Source organism: Bailinhaonella thermotolerans (assembly GCF_003594875.1).
In the GTDB taxonomy this organism is placed as follows: domain Bacteria; phylum Actinomycetota; class Actinomycetes; order Streptosporangiales; family Streptosporangiaceae; genus Bailinhaonella; species Bailinhaonella thermotolerans.
The window spans coordinates 370,397-392,466 of sequence record NZ_QZEY01000002.1; the positions used below are offsets into that span (position 1 = coordinate 370,397).

Below are 22,070 nucleotides of genomic sequence, written 5' to 3' on the forward strand. Positions count from 1 at the left end.
GACGCTATCGCCGACCGCACCCCGGGCCAATCCTCCGCCGGGAGGAGAGGGGGGCGACGAAGTGATTACGCGGCACCTACGGTCCCGACAGCGCCGGGGCGGCGGCGAGGACCTCCCTGGCCAGCTCCGTGTCGCCGGACAGGACCGCCTCGAAGGAGGCGGGGTCGCGCCGGCCGGACACCAGGAAGCAGAACTCGGCCACGTCCGTGACGATCACCGCGTCCGGGACGCGCCCCGGCGGGGGCGCCCCGCGCGACAGCGGCACGTCCCAGACGCCGCCCCCGGGCCCGGTGAGCTCCAGGCGGAGCAGGCGGCCGGGGCGGGGCGCGACGAGCCGCAGGCCGCGCGCGACGAGCCCGGCCATGGGGTTCAGGTGCTCGGGTACCGGCAGCGGGACCGGCAGCCCCATGACCCGGCCGATGTCGTCGGTGTGGATCCAGGTCTCGAACGCCCGCTGGGTGAGGTGGTCGCCGAGGCGCATCCGCAGCCCGCCCGCCGAGACCCGGCGGCCCGCGGCCTCCTCCCCCGCCTCGCACAGGTGGGCGCAGAGCGCGCGCGCCTGCTCCCGCCAGCGGGACCGGGTCTCGCCCGGCGGGCGGCCGCGCTCGGCGCGGATCAGCTCGACCGTGCGGGCCACCGCGTCCTCGGTGCCCGAGGGCGGGTCGGCGGCCGGGGCCCCGACGGCCCGGGCGAGCAGGCCGTCGGTCGCCAGCAGGTGCACGACCAGCTCCTGGACCGTCCAGCCCTCGACGGCCACGCGGCGGTGGTCGTCCTCGCCGAGCGCGCCCAGCAGCGCGTCGAGGGCGGAGACGCGGGCGGCGTACGGCGCGGCGTATCGGGGGACGCGGGCGGCGGCGGGGCGCCGCGCCAGCGCCGCCGCGAGCACGTCCGCGCGCCGTCTGGGCCGGGGCATCTCGCCCCCCTCCGTCATCGCGTCGAGGTACAGGTCCCAGTCGGGGTTCACGCCGTCCTCCTACGTCGGCTCCTCGGCCAGCATGGCGGCGATGCGGCGCAGTCCGAGCCGGATCCGCGACTTCGCCGTGCCCTCGGGCAAGCCCAGGTCCCGCGCCACCTGACGGTATGTCAACCCCCGGTAATAGGCCAGCTCGATCACCTCGCGCAGGCCGCCGGGCAGCGCGGCCACCGCGTTGCGCACCCGCCCCGCCTCGTCGGCGGCGAGCACCTCGTCCTCCACGCCCGGCGCCTCCTCCGGCCCCGCCCGGCGGGCCGAGCGCGCCCTGCGGCGCTCCTCCGCCCGCACCCAGTCCACCGCGCGCCGGTGGGCCAGCGTGCCCAGCCACGTGCGCAGCGTGCCCCGGTCGGGGTCGTACGCGAAGGGCCGCTCCCACAGGGAGACGAACACCTCCTGCGCGACGTCCTCGGCCGCGGCCCGGTCCCGCGTCACCCCCGACGCGAGCCCGAGCACCAGAGACGAGAACAGGTCGTAGACCTCGGCGAGCGCGGTCTCGTCACCGCCGACGAGGCGGCGGTGCAGGGACCGGTCGCGCTCGGCGTCATGCACAGGTGCCCGCACTGGCACCACACTCCCCGGTTCCGGCTCCGGCTCGGATCCCCGTGGGCCCCCCGAGCCCGCACCGAGCATCGCACTATTCGCCGCGGCCGACGAGCCGGATGAAGACCGGTCCCCGCCGTGCCGGGTGATCCGGCTCCGCTAGCGTTGGCGGGGCAGGCATGAACCCACCACACAGGGAGATCGATATGGCGACCACGCGCACGGCGACCACGCAGTGGAAGGGCGCGCTGATGGACGGCTCGGGCCAGGTCACGCTGGACAGCTCGGGCGTCGGCACCTTCGACGTGAACTGGCCGTCCCGCGCCGAGCAGGCGGGCGGCAAGACGAGCCCGGAGGAGCTCATCGCGGCCGCGCACTCCTCCTGCTTCTCGATGGCCCTCTCGCACGGCCTGGCGCAGGCGGGCACCCCGCCGCAGTCCGTCGAGACCCGCGCCGACGTGACCTTCCAGCCCGGCCAGGGCATCACCGGCATCGTGCTCACGGTCAAGGCCCAGGTCCCCGGCATCTCCGCCGAGGACTTCCAGGCCGCCGCGAACACGGCCAAGGAGAACTGCCCGGTCAGCAAGGCCCTCGCGGGCACCGAGATCAGCCTCGTCGCCGAGCTGCTCTGACCTTCCGGGGCGCGGGGCCTCTCCGGGCCCCGCGCCCCGCCCCGCCGCTCCCCCGCTCCCGCCCCGTCCTCCCCATCCGCCCCGCCCCGCCGCGCCGTACGACGTGAGACACGCCCGCGCCGCCGTACGACGTGAGGAGCGCGCGCGTGGCGCCGTACGACGTGAGGAGCGCGCGCGTGACGTCGTACGACGTGAGAGGCGCGCGCGTGGCGTCGTACGCCGGCGGGTGCCCGGGCGCGGGACGCGCCAAGGCGAAGGGGGCTGAACATTCTCCGAAAGTTCACGGGGGACTTCCGGAACGAATGGGGCGGAGGGTTCGTCTAGCGGTTCAGCGAGCCGGGTGACCCCCACGACGCCGGCCGCGGACGACGGAGAGTGATGCGGCATGGAGCACCCGGGCGCGGCGGGCGGCAGGGGACGGCGGAGACGGTCCGCGACGGTGACGGTCGGCCTGGCCGCGGCGGTGGCGATGGCCGTCGGGGCCTGCGCGGGCACCGGCTCCGCCGACGGGCCGGCGCAGCCGACCCCGCAGGTCGAGGCGGCCGAGGGCGACGTGCCCGCTGGCGTGGCCACCGCGCTCGCCGAGGACGGCGAGGACGGCGGGGACGGCGAGGACGGCGGGGACGACGCGCCCGCCGAGACGGGGGACGACACCGGGGACGACACCGGCGAGGAGGCCCCGGACGAGGACGACGTCGAGTACATCGACGAGGAGGCCGCCGGCGAGTACGACTTCGCGCGGGTGTGCGTGGACGAGGACACGCGGGAGCGCGTCGAGGACGAGGAGTGCGAGGACGGCGGCTCGGGCGGGTCCGGCGGGAGCGGCCTGGCCTGGTACTACCTGCGCGCGTCCGCGACGCCGCCCGCGATCGGGGCCCGGGCCGGCAAGGGCGGCACGTTCACGCGGCCGAAGGGCGCCACCATCGGGAGCGTGACCGACCGCGGCGGATTCGGCAACCGGACGGGCCGGAACGGCGGCTAGGATGCCCCGCTGACGGCAGCGCCGCCAGAAGCCTCAGGAACACCCAGAAAGCGCACCCATGCGTCGTTACCCCCTCGAACCCCGGGATGACTGGGAGAAGCTGGTCAAGGCCGACGGGCTGTCCTACGCCGTGCAGAAGGACGGCACGCCCTACTGGGACGAGTCCGCCTACTACGTCTTCGCCCCCGAGGAGATCGACTACCTGGAGGCGGTGACCGCCGAGCTGCACGACATGTCGGTCCAGGCCGCGCGGTACGCCCTCGACGAGGCGCCCATGTCGGCGTTCGGGCTGCCGGAGTCGGCGCGGGAGACGATGGCCGCGAGCCTGGACTCCCCGTCCCTGTACGGCCGCTTCGACCTGGTGTGGGACGGCGAGGGCGACGCCAAGCTGCTGGAGTACAACGCCGACACGCCCACCGCGCTCATCGAGGCGTCGGTGACCCAGTGGATGTGGCTGGAGGACCGCTTCCCCGCCGCCGACCAGTGGAACGCGCTGCACGAGCGGCTGGTCGCCACGTGGGCGGGCATGCCGCTGCCGGGCGGCCGGGTGCACTTCGCGCACGCGGAGGACGGCGTGGACGGCGAGGAGTGGGTCACCGTCGCCTACCTGCGCGACACCGCCGCCCAGGCGGGGCTGCTCACGGCGGGCCTGCGCGTCAGCGAGATCGGCTGGGACGGCGTGGCGCGGCGGTTCATCGACCCGGCCGGGGACCCCATCGAGGCGTGCTTCAAGCTGTACCCCTGGGAGGACATGTTCGCCGAGCCGTACGGCGAGCTCGCGGGCGTGGGCGGCACGATGTGGCTGGAGCCGCCGTGGAAGGCGCTGCTGTCGAACAAGGCGCTGCTCGCGGTGCTGTGGGGGCTGTTCCCCGGCCACCCCAACCTGCTCCCGGCGTACCTGGACGGGCCGCGCGACATGACCGAGTACGCCCGCAAGGCGCTGCACGGGCGCGAGGGCGACGGCGTGACGGTGGTGACGGCCGGGGGCACCGAGGCGCACGCGGGCGAGTACGGCGCGGAGGGGTACTGCTGGCAGCGGTACGTCGAGGTGCCCTCGCTCCTGCCCGGGCGGCGGTTCATCCTCGGCGCCTGGATGGCCGGGGACCGCCCGGCCGGGCTCGGCGTGCGGGAGTACGCCGGACTGGTCACCACCGACCGCGCCTGGTTCGTGCCGCACGTCATCGGCTGACCCGCGGGCCGGGATCACCCGCTCTTCGTTGATCGGCGGCGGTTTCGAGTCCGAGCCCTTACTCTGGGTGGACATGCGCGAACTGTGGCCGGGCGCCTCGTACCCCCTCGGCGCCACCTGGGACGGCGCGGGAACCAACTTCTCGCTCTTCTCCGAGGTGGCCGAGCGGGTCGAGCTGTGCCTGTTCGACGACGACGGCCGGGAAGAACGCGTCGAGCTCACCGAGGTCGACGGCTTCGTCTGGCACGGGTACCTCCCCGGCGTCTCCCCCGGTCAGCGGTACGGCTACCGCGTGCACGGGCCCTACCGGCCCGCGGAGGGGCACCGGTGCAACCCCGCCAAGCTCCTGCTCGACCCCTACGCCAAGGCCGTCGAGGGCGAGATCCGCTGGAACGAGGCGCTGTTCTCCTACCGGTTCGCCGAGCCCCGCCGGGCGAACACCGCCGACAGCGCCCCGTACATGCCGAAGAACGTCGTGGTGAACCCGTTCTTCGACTGGGGGAACGACCGCGCGCCGCGCACGCCGTACCACGAGACCCTGATCTACGAGGCGCACGTGCGCGGACTGACGATGCGCCACCCGAAGGTGCCGCCGGCGCAGCGCGGGACCTACGCGGGGCTGGCGCACCCGGCGATCATCGAGCACCTGCTGTCGCTCGGGGTGACGGCGGTCGAGCTGATGCCGGTGCACCAGTTCGTCCCCGAGCACGCGCTGGTGGCGCGGGGGCTGACCAACTACTGGGGCTACAACACGATCGCCTACCTGGCGCCGCACAACGCCTACGCCGCCTCCGGGCAGCGGGGCGAGCAGGTGCTGGAGTTCAAGGCGATGGTGCGGGCGCTGCACGAGGCCGGGATCGAGGTGATCCTGGACGTCGTCTACAACCACACCGCCGAGGGCGACCACATGGGGCCCACGCTGGGCTTCCGGGGCATCGACAACAGCGCCTACTACCGGCTGCTGGACGAGGACAGGCGCTACTACCTCGACTACACCGGCTGCGGGAACTCCCTCAACGTGCGCTCGCCCCACGCGCTGCAGCTCATCATGGACTCGCTGCGGTACTGGGTGCTGGAGATGCACGTGGACGGGTTCCGCTTCGACCTGGCCTCGGCGCTGGCGCGCGAGCTGCACGACGTGGACCGGCTGTCGGCCTTCTTCGACCTGGTGCAGCAGGACCCGGTGGTCTCCCAGGTCAAGCTCATCGCCGAGCCGTGGGACGTCGGGGAGGGCGGCTACCAGGTGGGCAACTTCCCGCCGCTGTGGACCGAGTGGAACGGCCAGTACCGCGACAGCGTGCGCGACTTCTGGCGCGGGGCCCCCTCGACCCTGCCCGACTTCGCCTCCCGGCTGACCGGCTCCTCGGACCTGTACGCCACCTCCGGCCGCCGCCCGGTCGCCTCCATCAACTTCGCCACCTGCCATGACGGCTTCACCCTGGCCGACCTCGTGTCGTACGACCACAAGCACAACGAGGCCAACGGGGAGGACAACCGCGACGGCACCGACGACAACCGGTCCTGGAACTGCGGGGTCGAGGGCCCCACCGACGACGCGGCCGTGCTGGAGCTGCGCGCCCGGCAGCGCCGCAACTTCCTGGCCACGCTCTTCCTGTCCCAGGGGGTGCCCATGCTGCTGGCCGGGGACGAGCTCGGCCGCACCCAGCACGGCAACAACAACGCCTACTGCCAGGACAACGAGATCTCCTGGATCGACTGGCCCGGCGCCAAGACCGAGGACCTGGAGTTCGTGCGGGCCCTGGCCCGGCTGCGCCGCGAGCACCCCGTCTTCCGCCGCCGCCGGTTCTTCCTCGGCGGCGACCCGGGCGGCCCCCGCGACATCGTCTGGCTCACGCCCTCCGGGGCCGAGATGGACTCGCACGACTGGCACACGCCGTACGCCAAGTCCATCACCGTCTACGTCAACGGCGACGCGATCAGCGAGCCGGGGCCGCGCGGCGAGCGGATCAGGGACGACTCCTTCCTGATCCTGATCAACGCCCACCACGAGGACCTGGTCTTCACCCTGCCCGGGCCGGAGTACGGCCTGTCCTGGGAGACCGTCATCGACACCGCCGCCGAGCCCACCCGGCGCGGCCCCGGGGAGCCCTGCCGCCCGCGCGGCGAGACGACGCTGCGCGCCCGCTCGCTGAAGCTGCTGCGCCGCCGCACCCCCTGACCCCCGCCCCGCCGGGGTTCCGGACGCGGCCCCGGTACCGGGCGCGGGGCGGCCGGGCGGGTGTCAGGCCAGGGTGGTCGCGGTGAGGAGGGTCAGCACGAACGTGGAGACGCCCGTCAGCCCGTGGAGGACGACGGCGACCACCGGGAAGTGCTGCTCGGCCCCGCGCGCGTGCCTGCCGCCGCCCATGAGCCAGCGGGTGAGCATGGTGAAGCCGAGCATCGCGGTGACCACGAGCGCGGCGAACGCCGCCCACGCGTAGGCGCGCCCGCCCCCCGCCAGGAAGGCCACCCACAGGGCCAGCCCCGCCACCGCCAGGGCCGGGTGGGTGAAGATGAGGACCTTGGGGAAGCGGGTGACCTTGGTCTGGCGCAGGCCGCCGTTCCGCAGCCAGACGCTCAGCAGGTAGAGGCCGGCGCAGGCGGTGAGAATCCACAGGACCAGCGTCACCGTCTTCACCCAGGCCTCCCGGTCACACCCCGTCAGCGGATCTCTCCACCCCGTTATCTCGCAAAGACGCGGGGAAAGCCACACCCGGGCGGTCCCCGCGGCCGCTCTGTCGGGGGGATGTGCCAGGGTGGACGCATGACGTGCGAGCCGATCACGACCGGGCGCGGGTGAGCATGCGCCGCATCCATCCAGACCTCGCCGAGGACGTCGATCTCGCCGAGGCCTACGCCTATCCCGGGCCGGGGCCCTGGCTGCGGGCGAACATGGTGGCCAGCGCCGACGGGGCGGCGTGGGTCAAGGGGCTGTCCGGCGGCCTGTCCAGCGAGGGCGACAGGCGCGCCTTCTCGGTGCTGCGCGGGCTGGCCGACGTGATCGTGGCGGGGGCCGCGACCGTGCGCATCGAGGGGTACGGCCCGGCCCGGCCGCGGGAGTCCTGGGCGCGGCTGCGGGAGGGGCGGCCGCCCGCGCCGCCGATCGCCGTGGTCACCCGCCGCCTCGACCTGGACCTGAGCGGGCCGCTGTTCACCGAGGCCGAGCCGGAGTCCCGCACGATCGTGGTGACCACCGAGTCCGCCCCCGCCGACCGCCGCGCCGAGGCCGCCCGCACGGCCGACGTGATCGTCGCCGGCGGGGAGCGGGTGGATCTGGCGCTGGCGATGAAGGCGCTGCGCGACCGGGGCCTGGCCCACGTGCTGACCGAGGGCGGCCCGCGCCTGCTCGGGCAGATCGCCGCGGCCGGCCTGCTCGACGAGCTGTGCCTGTCCGTCAGCCCGCTGCTCGTCGGCGGGGAGGCGGCGCGCGTGCTCAACGGGCCCGCGGCGCACACGCGGCTGCGCCTCACACAGGTCCTCGAAGAGGAAGGCGTGCTCTTCTGCCGGTACGCCAGGGAGGCCGAGACATGAGCGAACCAGACAAGAGCGAACCGGGCGAGCGCGAACCCGACGGCGGCGCGCCGGAGGCGGGCGGGCCCGGCGGGACGGCGCCCGGCGACGATGCGCCGCCGCCGGTCCCCGGCCTGCCCGTGCGGCCCCCGGTGGGGCCCATGCTGGCCAAGGCCGTCAAGCAGATGCCGCGCGGCGACCTGCTCTACGAGCCCAAGTGGGACGGGTTCCGCTGCGTCGTGTTCCGCGACGGCGACGAGGTCTACCTCGGCAGCCGCAAGGAACGCCCCTTCACCCGCTACTTCCCCGAGCTGGTCGAGGCGGTGCGGGCCGAGCTGCCCGAACGCTGCGTGGTCGACGGCGAGATCGTCGTCCGCAAGGGCCAGGCCCTCGACTGGGACCAGCTCCAGCAGCGCATCCACCCCGCCAGGTCCCGGGTGAACCTGCTCGCCGAGCAGACCCCCGCCACCTTCATCGCGTTCGACCTGCTCGCGCTGGGCGACGAGGACCTCATGGGCGAGCCGTTCGCCCGCCGCCGCGAGCGCCTCGAAGCCCTCTTCACCGCGCCCGCGGCCACGCCCCGCACCGGGGGGAGCGTCCGGCTCACCCCCGTGACCAGGTCGTACGACGAGGCGACGCGGTGGTTCGAGCGGTTCGAGGGCGCCGGTCTCGACGGGGTGGTGGCCAAGCCCCTGGACGCGGTCTACGAGCCGGACAAGCGCGTCATGTTCAAGGTGAAGCACGAGCGCACCGCCGACGTGGTGGTCGCCGGCTACCGGGAGCACAAGTCCGGGCCGGTCGTCGGGTCGCTGCTGCTCGGCCTCAACGACGACCAGGGCCGGCTCCAGTTCGTCGGGGTGGCCGCGTCGTTCCCGATGAAGCGCCGCGCCGAGCTGGTCGGGGAGCTGGCGCCCTACCGCCTCGACGACGTGGACCACCACCCGTGGGCGTCCTGGGCGGCCCAGGACGAGACCACCGGCCGCATGCCCGGCGCGGTCTCCCGCTGGACCGGCAAGAAGGACCTGTCCTGGATCCCGCTCCGCCCCGAGCTGGTGATCGAGGTCGCCTACGACCACATGGAGGGCACCCGCTTCCGCCACACCGCCCAGTTCCGCCGCTGGCGGCCCGACCGCACCCCCGAGTCCTGCACCTACGAGCAGCTCGAGGTGCCCGTCGCCTACGACCTGGACAAGATCCTGTCCTGACGCCGGGCCCGTGCCGTACGGCCGCGCGGGCGGGCGCACGGCACGGGGCCGCGGAGGTCGGGCGGCCGATCAGGCCGCGGGCCGGGCAGGGGGTGCGACGGCGGGCCGCGCGGCGGGCGAGGCCGCGGGTCAGGCGGCCGCCTCCAGCGGCCGGGCGGCGGCGATGGCGCGCTTGAGGCGGATCAGCTCCCTGGGCGCGTTGACCGCGACCGCTCCGACCGGGACGCCCTCGCGGAGGAAGGCCACGGCGAAGGAGTCCTCGCCCGGGTCGCCGGCCACGGTCCGGGACTCGTCGGCCAGGTGGGGCAGGCCCGCGGTCTGGATGCGCGCGCCGTGCATGTGGGTGGCGAAGCTCGGCACCGCGGCGTACGGCGTGGCGGCGGCGGGCCCGGCCAGGAGGTTGCGCGCGGCCAGCGCGCCCTGCTCGTTGGCGTTGCCCCAGTGCTCGACGCGGACCAGCGCCCCGCCGTACAGCTCGTGCGGCCAGCGGGCCACGTCGCCCGCGGCCACGATCCCGTCCGCGCCGACGGCGTGCAGGCCGGGCGTGGTGACCACGCCGTCGTCGAGGGTCAGCCCGCTGCCCTCCAGCCACTCGGTGTTGGGCTCGACGCCCAGGCCCGCGACGACCAGCGAGGCGGGGATCTCGCGGCCGTCGTCCAGGCGCAGCGCGCGGACCTCCTCCGCGCCCTCGACGCCGGTGACGCGCACCCCGCTGAGGAGTTCCACGCCGTGGCGCTCGTGGTGGGCGGCCAGCCAGCGCGCGGCCTCCTCGCCGATCACGTCCAGCATCGGGTACGGCCCGGCGTCGATCAGCGTGACGTCCAGGCCCAGCCCGCGCGCGGTGGTGGCGACCTCGCCGCCGATGAACCCCCCGCCCACGACCACCACGCGGCCCGCGCCGGACCGGAGGGCGGCGCGCAGGGCCAGCGAGTCCTCGACGGTCCGCAGCGTGCGCACCCCGGCGGGCCGCCCGGGCAGGTGCCGGGGGCGGGCCCCGGTCGCGATCACCAGCCCGTCGTACGGCAGCTCGGTCCCGTCGTCGAGGGCGACCACCCTGCCCCCGGCGTCCAGCCGTACGGCCTGACGGCCCCGCAGCCACTCCTCGCCCAGCTCGCCCGCTCCCGGCAGGGCGATGTCCTCGTCCCCGCGCAGCATGGCCTTGGACAGCGGGGGCCGGTTGTACGGCGCGTGCGACTCGGCCCCGACCAGGCGGATCTCCCCGGTGTACCCCTCCTCGCGCAGGGTCTGCACGGCCCGGAGCCCGGCCAGCGAGGCGCCCGCGACGACGATTCTCCTCAGTTCGCTCATGACCGCGGACTATACCCACCAGGGGTATGTGCCGCACTATGACGTGGATCACAGATACCCTTAGGGGGTATGGGTTGCGAACCGGCGAGGACGCGGGTAGGTTTCGTGACGCCCGATACCTGTCGGGGGTATACACAGAGAGAGGATGGGCCGATGAGCGCCAGCACATACGTCGTGACCGGGATGACCTGCAACGGCTGCGCGGGCAAGGTCAAGCGCGAGATCAGCGGCCTGCCCGGCGTCGAGTCCGTGGAGGTCGAGCTGGCGGGCGGCCGGGTCACGGTGAACGGCGACGTCCCCGACGCGGCCGTCATCGACGCGGTCGAGGAGGTCGGCTACGAGATCGTCCGCGCCTGAGCCGTCCCCGGCCGGCCCTCCGCCCCCGCCGGGGACGGGGGGCCGGCCTCGTCACGTCCCGGGGCGCACCGCGCGCAGGGCGGGCGGGATGTCGCGGCGGCGGACCACCAGCAGCGCCACCCCGAGCACCAGGTAGAGCCAGGACAGGATCATCCGGATCCGCTCGTCGGGGAACGCGAACTGCGCGGCGAACAGCACCAGCAGCATGATCGCCTCCCGCCACCGGAACCGCAGGTCCAGCAGCACGCCCAGGGCCAGCACCGTCTGCGCCGCGGTGAGGAACACCTCCTCGACCTGCCGGTGGTCCAGCGGCAGCGCCCAGCCTCCCCCGCCCGCGGCGTACGCCACCGGCATCGTGCCGATGAGCAGCGTCCACTGGTTGACCTTGCTGGACAGCAGCGCCCCGAGCGCGTCGTCCCCGCGCAGCCGCCAGGCGTACACGCAGGCCACGATCAGCTCGGGCGCCTCCGAGGCGAGCGGGGCGAGCCACTGCACGAGCAGGAACCGGTCGATGCCCAGCTCGCCGCCGGCCTCGACGAGCCCCTCGGCGAACGGCTCGGCCGAGGCGAACACCACGATCGCCCCGCCCAGGAACAGCAGGACGGTGGTGAGGCGGCGGGGCGCGCGGCGCAGGCGGGCGAGCCGCGCGGGCACGCCCACCAGCTCCTCCGCGTGGGCCTGCCCGCGTGAGACCCGCCACAGATAGGCCAGGTAGACGGCGATCAGGACGATCGAGGCGTACCAGGCGATCTCCCGGGCGAGCGGGAGGACGAACACGAACAGCGCGGCGATCATCAGGAAGCCCAGCTCGACCCGCCGGTGCGGCGCGAGCGTCACGTCCCGCTCCGGCCCCCTGGGGCGTCCCCGCCGGCGCGCGGCCAGGGCGAACACGAGCGCCACGAGGGGCCAGCCGATGCCGATGAGCAGCCGGTTCGCGCCGGTCATGTTCGCGGCGGCGTAGGCGGCGAACTCGGGCCTGCTCCCGGCCTGATAGGCGAAGTAGAGGTCCACGGCGTACTCGGGCAGCACCGCGATCAGCGCCAGCAGCGCCAGCGCCAGCGCGCCGGAGATGTCCTCCCGCGCCACCTCCGCCGCCCACATGAGCAGGACCGCGGCGGCGACCACCCCGATCCCGAAGACCAGCATCGCGGCGACGGGCGTCAGGTGGACGCCCCCCGCGCGGAACGCCACGGCGGGCACGGCGAACAGCGCCACCAGCACGATCCGCGTGATCGCGACCCGCCTGCTCGGCTCGGCTACGGCTCCCCCGCCCATGCGCATCCCCCCGTCCGATGATGCCACAGCGTGCCCGATCGACTCCTTTGGGTCACATTCCAGGCCCGGCTTCCGCCGCAAACTGAGCAAGCGTACGCTTGGGTCGCACGACGGCAGCGCGGGAGGGACGGCGATGGGCGAGACCATCAGCGAGTACCGGAATCTGATCGGCGGCGAGCTGCTGGCCGCGGCCTCGGGCCGCACGCTCGACTCGGTGAACCCGGCGACCGGCCGGGTCTGGGCGCGGATCCCGGCGAGCGGGCCGGCCGACGCCGAGGCGGCGGTCGCGGCGGCGCGCGCGGCGTTCCCCGCCTGGTCCGCGATGCCCGCGCTGGGCCGCGCCGGCCACCTGCGCAAGGTGGCCCGGATCTTCACCGAGCACGCGGAGGAGCTGGCGCGCGTCGAGACCCGCGACAACGGCCGCATCCTGCGCGACACGCTCAAGAAGGACCTCCCGGGCATGACGTACCTCTGGGAGCTGGCCGCGGGCCAGGTCCTGGACGCGGTCAAGGGCGACAGCGTCATCCTGGGCCCGTCCAGCATGGGCTTCACCCGGCGCGAGCCGTACGGCGTGGTGGTGTGCGTGATCCCGTGGAACTCGCCGATCTCGACGTTCTCCGGCAAGGCCGCGCACGCGCTGGCGGCGGGGAACACGGTGATCCTCAAGCCGGCCGAGCAGGCCTCGGTCTCGATGCTGCGGCTGGCCGAACTGCTGGCCGACGTGCTGCCGCCGGGGGTGCTCAACATCGTCAGCGGGCTCGGCGAGGAGGTCGGCGACGCGCTCGTGCGCCACCCCGGCGTGGACAAGGTGTCCCTCACCGGCTCCACCGAGACCGCGCGGGTGATCACGCGGGCCGGCGCCGACGCGCTGAAGCCGATGACGTTCGAGCTGGGCGGCAAGTCCCCCAACATCGTCTTCGCCGACGCCGACCTGGACGCCGCGGCGCAGGGCCTGACCGTGAACTCGATCTTCACGGGGAACGCCGGGCAGGTCTGCGTGGCCGGGTCCCGCATCCTGATCCAGCGCCCGGTCTGGGACGAGACGCTGGAGCGCGTCCGGGCGATCGCCGGGCACATCCGCCTGGGCGACCCGCTGGACCTGGCGACGACCATGGGCCCGATCGTCTCGCCGGGGCAGTACGACCGGGTCACGGGCTACCTGGAGATCGCCGAGAAGGAGGGCGCCGAGCGGGTCTTCGGCGGCAGGCACGGCGCGGACGCCCTCGGCGGGGGGCCCGGCGCGGCCGAGTTCGCGGGCGGCTACTGGGTCGAGCCCACGCTCTACACGACCACCGACAACTCGCTGCGGATCTGCCAGGAGGAGATCTTCGGCCCGGTCGCGGTCGCGATCCCCTTCGACACCGACGACGAGGCCCTGGCGATCGCCAACGACTCGCGGTACGGCCTGGCCGCCGGCGTGTGGACCCGCGACCTCGCCCGCGCGCACCGCTTCGTCCGCGACCTGCACACGGGCAACGTGTGGGTCAACACCTTCCGCCAGATGCCCCCGGGCCTGCCCTTCGGCGGCGTCAAGGACAGCGGCTACGGCAACGACTCCCTCCTCTCCTACACCCGGGAGAAGACCGCGATCATCCAGCTCTGACCCGCCGGCCCCCTCCGGCCCATCCCGCGGGTCCCCCGGAACGCCCGGCGTACGGCGCGGCCGGGGGCTGGCGGGCAAACCGAATGGCGTTCTAGGGTGCGGCCATGGGCATCGGACTGACTGAGGAGCACGAGGCGCTGGCCGCCTCCGTGCGGGGGTTCGCCGAGCGGCACGGGACGGCCGGGGCGGCGCGCGCGCTCGCCGCGCGGCTGCTGGAGGATCCGGGGGCCGCCCCCGGCGCGCGGCCCGCCGGGCGGGCGGTGGAGGGCGACCGGCCGGGGTTCTGGGACGCGCTCGCCGCCCAGGGGCTGCTGGGCCTGCACCTGGGCGAGGAGCACGGCGGGCAGGGGTACGGGCTGCTGGAGGCGGCCGTCGCGCTGGAGGCGCTGGGGCTGGCGCCGGGGCCGTACCTGCCGACCCTGCTGGCTTCGGCGGTGATCGCCCGCTCCGGCGCCAGCCTGGACCTGCTGCCCGGGCTCGCGGACGGTTCGCTGACCGGGGCCGTGGCCCTGTCCGGCGGGCTCGCGGCCGGGGACGGGAGGGTCACCGGGCGGCTGGACGCGGTGCTCGGGGCGAGCGGGGCGGACGTCCTCGTGGTCCCGCTGGACACCGGCGGGTGGGCGGTGCTCGACGCCGCCGCCGTGACCGTGGAGCCGCTCCCGGCGATCGACCTGACCCGGGGCCTGGCCGCCGTGTCCGCCGACGGCGCGCCCGTGCGCGCCGCGCTCGGCGCTCCCCCGGTCCGCGAGCTGGCCGCCGTCCTGTTCGGGGCCGAGGCGTGCGGGATCGCCGCGTGGGGAGTGGACACCGCCGCGGCCTACGCCAGGACGCGCGAGCAGTTCGGCCGCCCCATCGGCCAGTTCCAGGGGGTCAAGCACAAGTGCGCCGCCGCGCTGGTGGCCCTCGAACACGCCCGGGCCGCCGTCTGGGACGCCGCCCGCGCGCTCGACGCCGCCGCCCCGCCCGCCCGGCCCCGCGACGGCGCGCCGGCCGGACCAGGGGACCCGGCCGGGGACGGGGCCCTGCCGCCGGGGACCGCGCTCGCGGCCTCGGTCGCCGGGCTGCTCGCGCCGGACGCGGCGGTGCGGTGCACGGCGGACGCGCACCAGGTGCTGGGCGGGATCGGGTACACCTTCGAGCACGACGCGCACCTGCACTACCGGCGCGCGCTGGCGCTGCGGGCGCTGCTCGGCGGGGAGCACGCCGGGGACGTCATCGGGCGGGCGCTGGAGGGCGACCTGCGGGCGCTGGAGCTGGACCTGCCCGCCGGGGCCGCGGCGCGGCGCGAGGAGATCCGGGCCGAGGTGGCGGCGATCGCGGCCCTGGACCCCCTCACGCGCGTGGCGCGGCTGGCCGACGGCGGCTGGGTGATGCCGCACCTGCCCGAGCCGTGGGGGCGCGGGGCCTCGCCGCTGGACCAGGTGCTCATCCACCAGGAGCTGCGCGCGGCCGGGGTCCGCCCGCCGTTCCTGGCGATCGGCGCGTGGGTGGTGCCGTCCCTCGTGGCGCACGGCTCGCGCGAGCAGCAGGAGCGGTTCCTGCCGAAGACGTTCCGCGGCGAGATCCTGTGGTGCCAACTCTTCAGCGAGCCCGGGGCGGGCTCGGACCTGGCCTCGCTCACGACGAAGGCGGTGCGGGCCGAGGGCGGCTGGCGGCTGACCGGCCAGAAGGTCTGGAACTCCCTCGCCCGCGAGGCGCAGTGGGCGATCTGCCTGGCCCGCACGGACCCGGACGCGCCCAAGCACGACGGGATCACGTACTTCCTCGTGGACATGTCCTCACCGGGCCTGGACGTCCGCCCGCTGCGCGAGATCACCGGCGAGGCGATCTTCAACGAGGTGTTCCTCGACGACGTCTTCGTGCCCGACGACTGCGTGGTCGGCGCGGTGAACGGCGGCTGGCGGGTCGCCCGCGACACCCTGTCCAGCGAGCGCGTCGCCCTCGGCGACTCCTGGGGCCCCGGCACCCGGTACACCGACATGCTCGACCTCCTGCGGAAGCTCGGCGGGGCCCGCCCCGCCCGGCTCGAGGAGGCCGGCCGCCTCTACGCCGAGGGCCAGGCCATCGACGCCCTCGGGCTACGCGTGACCCTCAGGCAGCTCGCCGGCACCGACCCCGGCACGTCGGCCAGCGTCCGCAAGCTCCTCGGCATGCGCCACTCCCAGGCCATCGCCGAGTTCTGCTGGTCCCTGTGCGGCGAGTCGGGCGCGTCCACGGCCGACGGCCCCGCGGCGTACTGGGCCAGGATGATCCTGGCGACCCGCGCCTTCACCATCGGCGGCGGCACCACGGAGATCCAGCTCAACATCATCGCCGAACGCCTCCTCGGCCTCCCCCGCGACCCCTGACCCCGATCCGCCCGGAGACCGGGCGGGCGGCTTCGCACCGCCTCGCCCGATCCGGCCGGACTCAGAGATCGCTATGACCATCCATCGCTTTCAGCGCCCATGCCCATGCCCAGGCCGACCTCGAGGCCCCACCAGTAGCCGCCCTTCTTGGTCTTGCCGTTCACGAAGCAGCCGCCGCCTATGAAGAAGTAGCAGACGCCGGTTGTCGCTTCGATGTCATCCTTGCTACTGACCCCAACGTGCAAGCCGGTTGTGTAGGCGGCGTAAGCGGTCGATTTGAGCTTGGCCTTGATCGACTCCGGCTTCTTCTCCTCGTAGATCTTCGGCTCGTCCCACTTCCGCCCTATGCCCCCCTCGCCATCCCCGTCGAACTCCCCGTCGTTCGTTACGTTGAAGCACAAGTAGATGCAGGCCTTTGTCCTGCTGAACAGGCGCGTGGGAGGCGGGTCCACGCACCCGCCCGGGGGACAGTAGCGCACGCCCTTGCGCGAGCAGACCTTGAAGCAGAACATCGGGTGGTCCTCGTCGTACTTCTGCTTGCGCGCCCGATCCGCCTCGCCGCGGCCGACTTCGGACTTGTTCTTCTTCTGCTGTTCCTCGCGAAGGTCCCGCGTGTACTTCTTCTTGGCCTTCTTGGCCTCGTCCCTGCCGACGTTGGACTTGTTCCTCTTCTGCTGCGCCTCGCGGCGCTCCTGATCCCTTATCCGATTCTTCTTCGCCGCCTCGGCCTTCTTCGCCCGCTCCTTCATCTTCTTGGCGGCCCTGGCGATATCGGCGTTGCTGCCCTCGCATTCACGGTGGTTGGAGCACTTCTTGGCCTTGAGGCCGTCGGGGTCAGCCTTGGTGATCGGGCTGTTCTCGGAGTACGCGTAGCCGTTCATCGTCTGCGGGTCGTTCACGTCGATGAGCGGGTCCACCGAGATGAACCGCCCGTTCTCGGGGTCGTACTCGCGGGCGCCCAGGTGGGTGAGCCCGGTCGGATCCTTCGTTCCGCCGACGAAGCCGCGCTCGCCCGGCCAGTCGGGCGGCTCCGCGCCGCGCGGCCCGCCGAACGGCAGGCTGCGCCGTACCGTGGCCTTCAGTCCCTCGGCCTCGATCGCCGCCTGCGCGGTGCCCTGGTGATCTGAGGCCAGCCAGGTCAGCGTGCTCCCGCCGGGCCGCCCGGTGCGCACGGCCACCGTCACGCCGCTGTGCCCGTAGTAGCGGGTGCCGGTGACGGCCCCGTCCTTGAGCTGGAGTTCGGTGTCGCCGAGGAACAGGGTGGTGCCGGTGGGGTTCCGCCGGATGAGGCGGTTGCCGTCGGCGTCGTAGACGTAGGACTCGGTCTGGCCCTCCTTGGTCACGCTCGACAGGTGGCCCTCGGAGTCCCACGTCATGGCCTGCTCGACGCCCTTGACCACGCGCTTGACGGTGTTGCCGTCGCTGTCGTACCCGAAGGTGTCGGTATGGCCGCCGCCGGGCCCGGTGGTGACCACCGAGCGCAGGGTGTGCGGCTGGGCCTGCCCGGCGGCGGGGTAGGCGTAGGTGCGGATGGTGTCGCCGGCGGCCGCGTGCTGGACCTCCTTGGTGCGGTTGCCGGTCTTGTCGTACTCGTAGCTGTGCCAGTACGGCGCCGGGCCGCCCAGGGTGTCCGCGGACCGCGGGTCCTCGCACTGCCCGGCGGGGGTCCAGGCCTCGGTCAGCCGCCGCAGGTGGTCGTAGGCGTAGCACTGGACGTCCGCCGCCGCGTCGTCCGCGACCCGCACCACGTTCCCGGCGGGGTCGTAGTCGAGACGCACGTCCGCGACCGTCATCGGGACACTGTCCTTCTCGGTCAGCAGCCGCGTGAGCCGCGCGGTCGCCTCGTCGTACTCGAACTGCCGCAGGACGCCGCGGCCCTGCTCGCCGAGGTACAGGCGGCCCAGCTCTCCCACGTTGGTGTACTCGGTTTCCGACACGTACCGCCCGAGCTGGGAGCCGAGCGTCATGGGCAGGCCGTTCTCCGGGTCGTACGCCGTCTGCAGCGTCTCGGCGGGCAGTCCGCCCACCGCCGGCAGCTTCCGCTTGACGACCTGGCCGATCGCGTCGTACTCGAAGGTCGTCTCGTACGTCCCCTGGAGCGCGCCCTCCGCAGCGGGAATGACCACGCGGTTGCCGGTGGGACGGCCCGCCGCGTCCACGCCCATGATCTCGGAGCGGTAGGCGTGGCCGCCGGCGTACCTCGTGGAGGAGGTGAGGCCGCCCTTGCTGACCGTGTCGTAGACGCGCTCGGTCAGCTTGGGCCCCGTCGCCGAGCCCTCGTGGGTCGCCGTCTCCCGGCCCAGGGCGTCGTAGGCGTGGAAGATGGTCTTGCCCCGGGAGTCGGTCGCGGACACCACCCGGCCGAGGTCGTCGAAGACGCTCGTGCTGGTCCCGGTGTCCGGGTCCTCGACGCGGATCCGGCGCCCGCGCAGGTCGTAGCCGTAGCGCCAGACGTTGCCCGCCGGGTCGGTGACACTCGCCAGATCGCCGGCCTTGGTGTAGGCGTACTTCGTCGCGTCGTGGTCCCCGCTCGGCGCGTTCCCGTGGAACTGCCGCCGCTCGACCGTCCGCCCGTGCGCGTCGAAGATCTCCATCTCGGGCGTGTCCCCGTCCGGCGGGTCCACGGCCGTCCAGTCGCCGCCGTACGACGTCGTGGTCCGCCACTTCTCGGTTCCGCGTGACCGCAGGATCTCGGCCGTCTCCCGGCCCTCCGCGTCGTACTCATAGACGGTCTGCGAGGGGACCATGTCGTCGTCCGCCAGCCACAGGCTCGCCGACGGCGCGGAGGACTCCTCGTAGTACCCGGCGTTCGTCCTCGCCAGGCGGCCGTGGGAGTCGTAGAAGGTGTCGGTGACGATCCGGCGGCCGTCGGGTGAGGGTGTCTGGGTCTGCCGCTGCCGCAGGAAGCCGTCCATCAGCGAGTACGACGACACGTACGAGGAGCCGGTGCCCAGCAGGGACTTGGTCCGCACGGCCGACGGCGCCGTGTTCTTGACGGCGTACTCGTATTCCAGGTTCGGGGTCGCGGGATGCGCGGCCTTCGACCGGCCGGGCAGCCAGACGCGGGTGAGCCGGCCCAGCGCGTCGTACTCCTGCTCGGTGACCAGCGAGTTGGCGTCGGTGGTCTTGACCGGGACCCCGCGCAGCGGATCCGCGACCGTGGTCGCGCTGTGCCCGAGCGCGTTGGTGACGGTCCGCGAGATCACCGGGCCGCCGGTCTCCGGGACGTACGACGTCGTCGCCTTGTGGTCCTCGGCGTCGTACGACTCGATCGCCCGGCCGTGCTCGTCGAGGACGGCGCGGCCGAGGGTGACGTACCGGGGGCCGTTCGCGTCCCAGGAGGCGACCTGCTCGGTCTTGGTGACGTCGCCGCGGGTGGGCGCCGCGCCCCACGCCTGGCCGTCGTAGTGGTAGCGCCGTCCCGACAGCAGGTCCTTCGGATACGACGGAGTGGTCCCGCAGGGCACCGAGACCTCGGTGACCTCGGACTCGGCGTCGACGATCCACCGGGCCTCGTTGCGGGTGTAGGCGATCGTGGTGCAGGTGTCGTCCTCCGGCGTGGAGGTGTCGCCCAGATCGTGCACCTGGTCGAGCAGGCCGTAGGAGTCGAATCGGTTGCGCGTCTCGGTCACGCGGACCCTGCCGTCGCCGAGCGCGGTGTACGTCGTCTCGACCTTCTCCTCGGACAGCCACGCCTGCAGTTCGGGCCCGCCGTCGGGCCGGGGGCGGCGCGCCGTCATCTTGAGCAGCACGGGCTCGGAGATGGTCTTGCTGGTCCAGTTCAGCCCGTTGTACTCGATCGTCTCCCGGGCGAAGCCGCGCAGAACCGGGCTGTCGGCCAGCTCCCGGCCCTCCGAGTCGCGGACGCGCACGGTCTTGGCGCCGCCACCGGACTTGAGGTCGCCGTCCATGCCCCGGAAGAACACCTGCTCGGTCACGGTCTGCGGGCCCTTGGCGGGATCGCCGGTCTTGACCCTGACCTTGGCGAAGCCGCGCCACTGCCCCCAGGTCTTGTACCGCTCGGGGACGAGCTCGGCATCGTCCCTGTGCCAGGCGGCGCCCGGGATGTCCTGGTCGCCGAAGTACTCGTACTGGGTGATCCGCCGGCCGTTGCCGCCCACCAGGTCGTCCTCGGTCACCTGGGTGACCACGGGCTTCTGCCACCAGCCCAGCTCGGGCGCGGGCGCGCCCTCGGGGGTCCAGTACGCCGGGTAGCACCGCTTGGTGTTGGCGTCCGGGGCGGGCCTGGGCGTCCCGGCCTCGCATTCGAGCGAGTAGGTGACGTGGGTGCGGCCTCCGGCCTCGTTGTAGATGGCGGACAGACGTCGTTTGTTCAGCGCGACGCGGTACTGGTCCCCGCCGCCGACGCGGTTGGCGATCGTCGTGCCGTCGAAGCGGACCGGCGGAAGCGACATCGGAGAGCCGCCGCTGTGGCCTGTCTTCGCGATGGAGTCGAGCCACAGCCCGGCCCCGCTGGCGTCACCGGGATCCGGGAAGGAGTGGGTGAGGGTCCAGGAGTCCACGTCGCGGTACTCGCCGCCGGAGCGCACCTGAGTGGTGATCCTCGCCAGCCGTTTCTCGGTCCAGAAGGTGGGTGAATTGATCGCACACGACGCGGACCCGCAGTGCTGGTCCCACGGCGTGTCGGGCCAGTCCTGCGGTATCGCCTGGGTGCAGGCGCTGTTCTTGACGCAACGGCCCTCGGTGGTGAAGAGGACACGGGCCGGCGCGGCGCCGCCGTACACCTGCTCGTGGCGCTGGCCGTACTCGATGCGGGCCACCTGGCCGCCCCGGATGTACGGCGTGACCGCGGTGCCGCCGCGCGCGTAGTGGTTGGTCTGCCTGTCGTAGTAGACCGACATGACGTCGCCGTGCGGGTCCAGCACGTAGTCGAGGGACCAGCGGTACGCCTGCTGGCACCATCCGGGGCTGTGGCACGGCTCGCCGGGGTTGTTGCCGTAGACGGGGACGGTCCAGGCCGAGTTCGTCTCCGGCTTGCCGGTCGTCCAGCCGGGCAGCCGGTTGAGGCCGAAGTGGTACTGGGTGCCATCGGGCGAGGTCAGCTTCCAGTGCTCGCCCTTGTCCCCCGTGCCGCCGTCGTCGCCATTGGCCGCGCCGGTCAGCAGCTCGACGCGCCAGCCGTCGTCCTCCTCCACCCGCCACTTCGACGGGTCGGCGGCGTCGCGGACCAGCTCACCGGCCATGCCGGGCAGGACGATGTGGGCGTTCCAGGTCGCCCAGCATTGGTCGCCGGAGTTCGGGACTCCGTCCTCCTTGCACGGCTTGTACGAGCGCTCGATGAACCCGGGCTGGTAGTCGAAACCCTCGCCGACCCAGGACGGCTGGTTGTTTGTCGCCGCGACCCGTCCGTCCACGGAGCCGGAGGAGTAGGAGAGGTCGATCCCGGGCCCGATCCCGGGCAGGTCGGGGGTGCCGATCGGGTAGCTCCAGGTGAAGTCGCCCGACTGGGTGCCCACCTGCCAGGTGGCGGACGGCGACAGCGAGGTCGGCTGGTAGCTCCCCGCGGAGCCGCTCGACGCCGCGGTGACCGCGAACAGGCCGCCGGTGGACACGTTCGCGGTGAGCCTGCCCGCCTTGACGTCGTTCGCGCTCAGCACGGTGGTGCGCCGCGCGCACCCCGCCGCGCCGGGGTTGGTCAGCGCGCACTCGGGGAGCTGGGTGACGGTGAGCCTGGTCGCCCAGTCACCGCCGTAGGCGTGCCGGTAGCCGGAATAGTCGATCTCGACGGGCACCTTCTGGACTGAAGGGGCGCGGCTCGGGGCGACGGAATCGGCCCCGCCGACGCGGAACAGCACCCCTCGCACGCCGGCCCGCTCGGTGGCCGCGCGGTCGAGGACGTCGACAGCGGTCGCGCGGGCGGGGTTCGCGCCGCGCACGGCCGTCTGCGCCGCGCCCGGTCCGGGCCAGTTGACCGCGGGCCGTGCCCGTACGGCCACGGCCGCCTCGGGATCGGCGGGCAGGACGGCCGGAGGCACAGCCCGGCCGGGTACCGGCCTCTCGTCGTTGCTGAGTGTGCTGAGCCGCGGGGGTTTTCGCGGATCAGCGGCCGTGGGCGGCGCCGTGAGGAGGGAGCCCGCGAGCGCCGCCGTCAGCGCCGCCGCGAGCCACGCGAGCCGTTTCATGACTG

General features: G+C 73.7%; 15 protein-coding genes. 9 read left to right on the forward strand and 6 right to left on the reverse strand.

Annotated elements, in window-relative coordinates:
* Positions 1–76: 76 nt before the first annotated feature.
* Together D5H75_RS06885 and D5H75_RS06890 are read right to left on the reverse strand one after the other, a co-directional pair.
* Positions 77–964: a maleylpyruvate isomerase family mycothiol-dependent enzyme gene (locus tag D5H75_RS06885; protein ID WP_119925491.1), complete on the reverse strand. Its 888-nt coding sequence runs from the start codon at positions 962–964 to the stop codon at positions 77–79.
* Positions 965–973: 9 nt separating this feature from the next.
* The gene (locus tag D5H75_RS06890; protein WP_202637901.1) at positions 974–1,534 is read right to left on the reverse strand and encodes a sigma-70 family RNA polymerase sigma factor; all 561 of its coding nucleotides are present in this window, start codon (positions 1,532–1,534) and stop codon (positions 974–976) included.
* A gap of 185 nt (positions 1,535–1,719) precedes the next feature.
* On the opposite strand from D5H75_RS06890, the gene D5H75_RS06895 reads away from it, so the two are divergent.
* The 4 genes from D5H75_RS06895 (at position 1,720) to glgX (ending at position 6,495) form a co-directional block, all read left to right on the forward strand.
* On the forward strand, positions 1,720–2,145 hold the full coding sequence (locus tag D5H75_RS06895; protein WP_119925493.1) for an OsmC family protein: 426 nt from the start codon (positions 1,720–1,722) through the stop codon (positions 2,143–2,145).
* A gap of 385 nt (positions 2,146–2,530) precedes the next feature.
* Positions 2,531–3,127: a hypothetical protein gene (locus D5H75_RS06900; protein ID WP_119925494.1), complete on the forward strand. Its 597-nt coding sequence runs from the start codon at positions 2,531–2,533 to the stop codon at positions 3,125–3,127.
* A gap of 58 nt (positions 3,128–3,185) precedes the next feature.
* Entirely contained in the window at positions 3,186–4,316 is a 1,131-nt protein-coding gene (locus D5H75_RS06905) for a glutathionylspermidine synthase family protein (RefSeq protein WP_119925495.1), read from the forward strand.
* Positions 4,317–4,389: 73 nt separating this feature from the next.
* On the forward strand, positions 4,390–6,495 hold the full coding sequence (gene glgX / locus D5H75_RS06910) for a glycogen debranching protein GlgX (protein WP_119925932.1): 2,106 nt from the start codon (positions 4,390–4,392) through the stop codon (positions 6,493–6,495).
* A 63-nt stretch (positions 6,496–6,558) separates the two neighbouring features.
* On the opposite strand, the gene D5H75_RS06915 is transcribed toward glgX, so the two are convergent.
* The gene (locus D5H75_RS06915; RefSeq protein ID WP_119925496.1) at positions 6,559–6,954 is read right to left on the reverse strand and encodes a hypothetical protein; all 396 of its coding nucleotides are present in this window, start codon (positions 6,952–6,954) and stop codon (positions 6,559–6,561) included.
* A gap of 164 nt (positions 6,955–7,118) precedes the next feature.
* On the opposite strand from D5H75_RS06915, the gene D5H75_RS06920 reads away from it, so the two are divergent.
* Positions 7,119–7,847 carry a pyrimidine reductase family protein gene (locus D5H75_RS06920; RefSeq protein ID WP_119925933.1) on the forward strand — a complete coding sequence of 243 codons (729 nt, stop codon included), beginning with the start codon at positions 7,119–7,121 and terminating at the stop codon, positions 7,845–7,847.
* A complete protein-coding gene (locus D5H75_RS06925) occupies positions 7,844–9,031 on the forward strand; it encodes an ATP-dependent DNA ligase (protein WP_119925497.1) in 1,188 nt (395 codons plus the stop codon). The genes D5H75_RS06920 and D5H75_RS06925 overlap by 4 nt, the downstream gene beginning before the upstream one ends.
* 129 nt (positions 9,032–9,160) lie before the next feature.
* Here D5H75_RS06925 and D5H75_RS06930 read toward each other — a convergent pair whose 3' ends face one another.
* Positions 9,161–10,339, reverse strand: a complete 1,179-nt coding sequence (locus tag D5H75_RS06930) for an NAD(P)/FAD-dependent oxidoreductase (protein ID WP_119925498.1) — start codon at positions 10,337–10,339, stop codon at positions 9,161–9,163.
* A gap of 153 nt (positions 10,340–10,492) precedes the next feature.
* Between D5H75_RS06930 and D5H75_RS06935 the strand changes: the two genes are divergently transcribed.
* Complete coding sequence (locus tag D5H75_RS06935) at positions 10,493–10,696, forward strand: heavy-metal-associated domain-containing protein (RefSeq protein ID WP_119925499.1); 204 nt, start codon at positions 10,493–10,495, stop codon at positions 10,694–10,696.
* A 51-nt stretch (positions 10,697–10,747) separates the two neighbouring features.
* On the opposite strand, the gene D5H75_RS06940 is transcribed toward D5H75_RS06935, so the two are convergent.
* The gene (locus D5H75_RS06940; RefSeq protein ID WP_119925500.1) at positions 10,748–11,971 is read right to left on the reverse strand and encodes a sodium:proton exchanger; all 1,224 of its coding nucleotides are present in this window, start codon (positions 11,969–11,971) and stop codon (positions 10,748–10,750) included.
* A gap of 133 nt (positions 11,972–12,104) precedes the next feature.
* On the opposite strand from D5H75_RS06940, the gene D5H75_RS06945 reads away from it, so the two are divergent.
* Together D5H75_RS06945 and D5H75_RS06950 are read left to right on the forward strand one after the other, a co-directional pair.
* Complete coding sequence (locus tag D5H75_RS06945; protein WP_242454029.1) at positions 12,105–13,574, forward strand: aldehyde dehydrogenase family protein; 1,470 nt, start codon at positions 12,105–12,107, stop codon at positions 13,572–13,574.
* Positions 13,575–13,678: 104 nt separating this feature from the next.
* The gene (locus tag D5H75_RS06950; protein ID WP_119925501.1) at positions 13,679–15,922 is read left to right on the forward strand and encodes an acyl-CoA dehydrogenase family protein; all 2,244 of its coding nucleotides are present in this window, start codon (positions 13,679–13,681) and stop codon (positions 15,920–15,922) included.
* 71 nt (positions 15,923–15,993) lie between these two features.
* Here the strand turns inward: D5H75_RS06950 and D5H75_RS06955 are convergent, their stop codons facing one another.
* Positions 15,994–22,065: an RHS repeat-associated core domain-containing protein gene (locus D5H75_RS06955; protein ID WP_119925502.1), complete on the reverse strand. Its 6,072-nt coding sequence runs from the start codon at positions 22,063–22,065 to the stop codon at positions 15,994–15,996.
* Positions 22,066–22,070 lie beyond the last annotated feature (5 nt).

What these genes read in the sequence shown, in the direction of transcription:
- D5H75_RS06920 (WP_119925933.1), top strand. Translation starts at nt 7,119, where the DNA reads ATGCGCCGCATCCATCCAGACCTCGCCGAGGACGTCGATCTCGCCGAG.
- D5H75_RS06900 (WP_119925494.1), top strand. Translation starts at nt 2,531, where the DNA reads ATGGAGCACCCGGGCGCGGCGGGCGGCAGGGGACGGCGGAGACGGTCC.
- D5H75_RS06935 (WP_119925499.1), top strand. Translation starts at nt 10,493, where the DNA reads ATGAGCGCCAGCACATACGTCGTGACCGGGATGACCTGCAACGGCTGC.
- D5H75_RS06940 (WP_119925500.1), bottom strand. Translation starts at nt 11,971, where the DNA reads ATGGGCGGGGGAGCCGTAGCCGAGCCGAGCAGGCGGGTCGCGATCACG.
- D5H75_RS06905 (WP_119925495.1), top strand. Translation starts at nt 3,186, where the DNA reads ATGCGTCGTTACCCCCTCGAACCCCGGGATGACTGGGAGAAGCTGGTC.
- D5H75_RS06895 (WP_119925493.1), top strand. Translation starts at nt 1,720, where the DNA reads ATGGCGACCACGCGCACGGCGACCACGCAGTGGAAGGGCGCGCTGATG.
- D5H75_RS06950 (WP_119925501.1), top strand. Translation starts at nt 13,679, where the DNA reads ATGGGCATCGGACTGACTGAGGAGCACGAGGCGCTGGCCGCCTCCGTG.
- D5H75_RS06955 (WP_119925502.1), bottom strand. Translation starts at nt 22,065, where the DNA reads ATGAAACGGCTCGCGTGGCTCGCGGCGGCGCTGACGGCGGCGCTCGCG.
- D5H75_RS06925 (WP_119925497.1), top strand. Translation starts at nt 7,844, where the DNA reads ATGAGCGAACCAGACAAGAGCGAACCGGGCGAGCGCGAACCCGACGGC.
- D5H75_RS06945 (WP_242454029.1), top strand. Translation starts at nt 12,105, where the DNA reads ATGGGCGAGACCATCAGCGAGTACCGGAATCTGATCGGCGGCGAGCTG.
- glgX (WP_119925932.1), top strand. Translation starts at nt 4,390, where the DNA reads ATGCGCGAACTGTGGCCGGGCGCCTCGTACCCCCTCGGCGCCACCTGG.
- D5H75_RS06930 (WP_119925498.1), bottom strand. Translation starts at nt 10,339, where the DNA reads ATGAGCGAACTGAGGAGAATCGTCGTCGCGGGCGCCTCGCTGGCCGGG.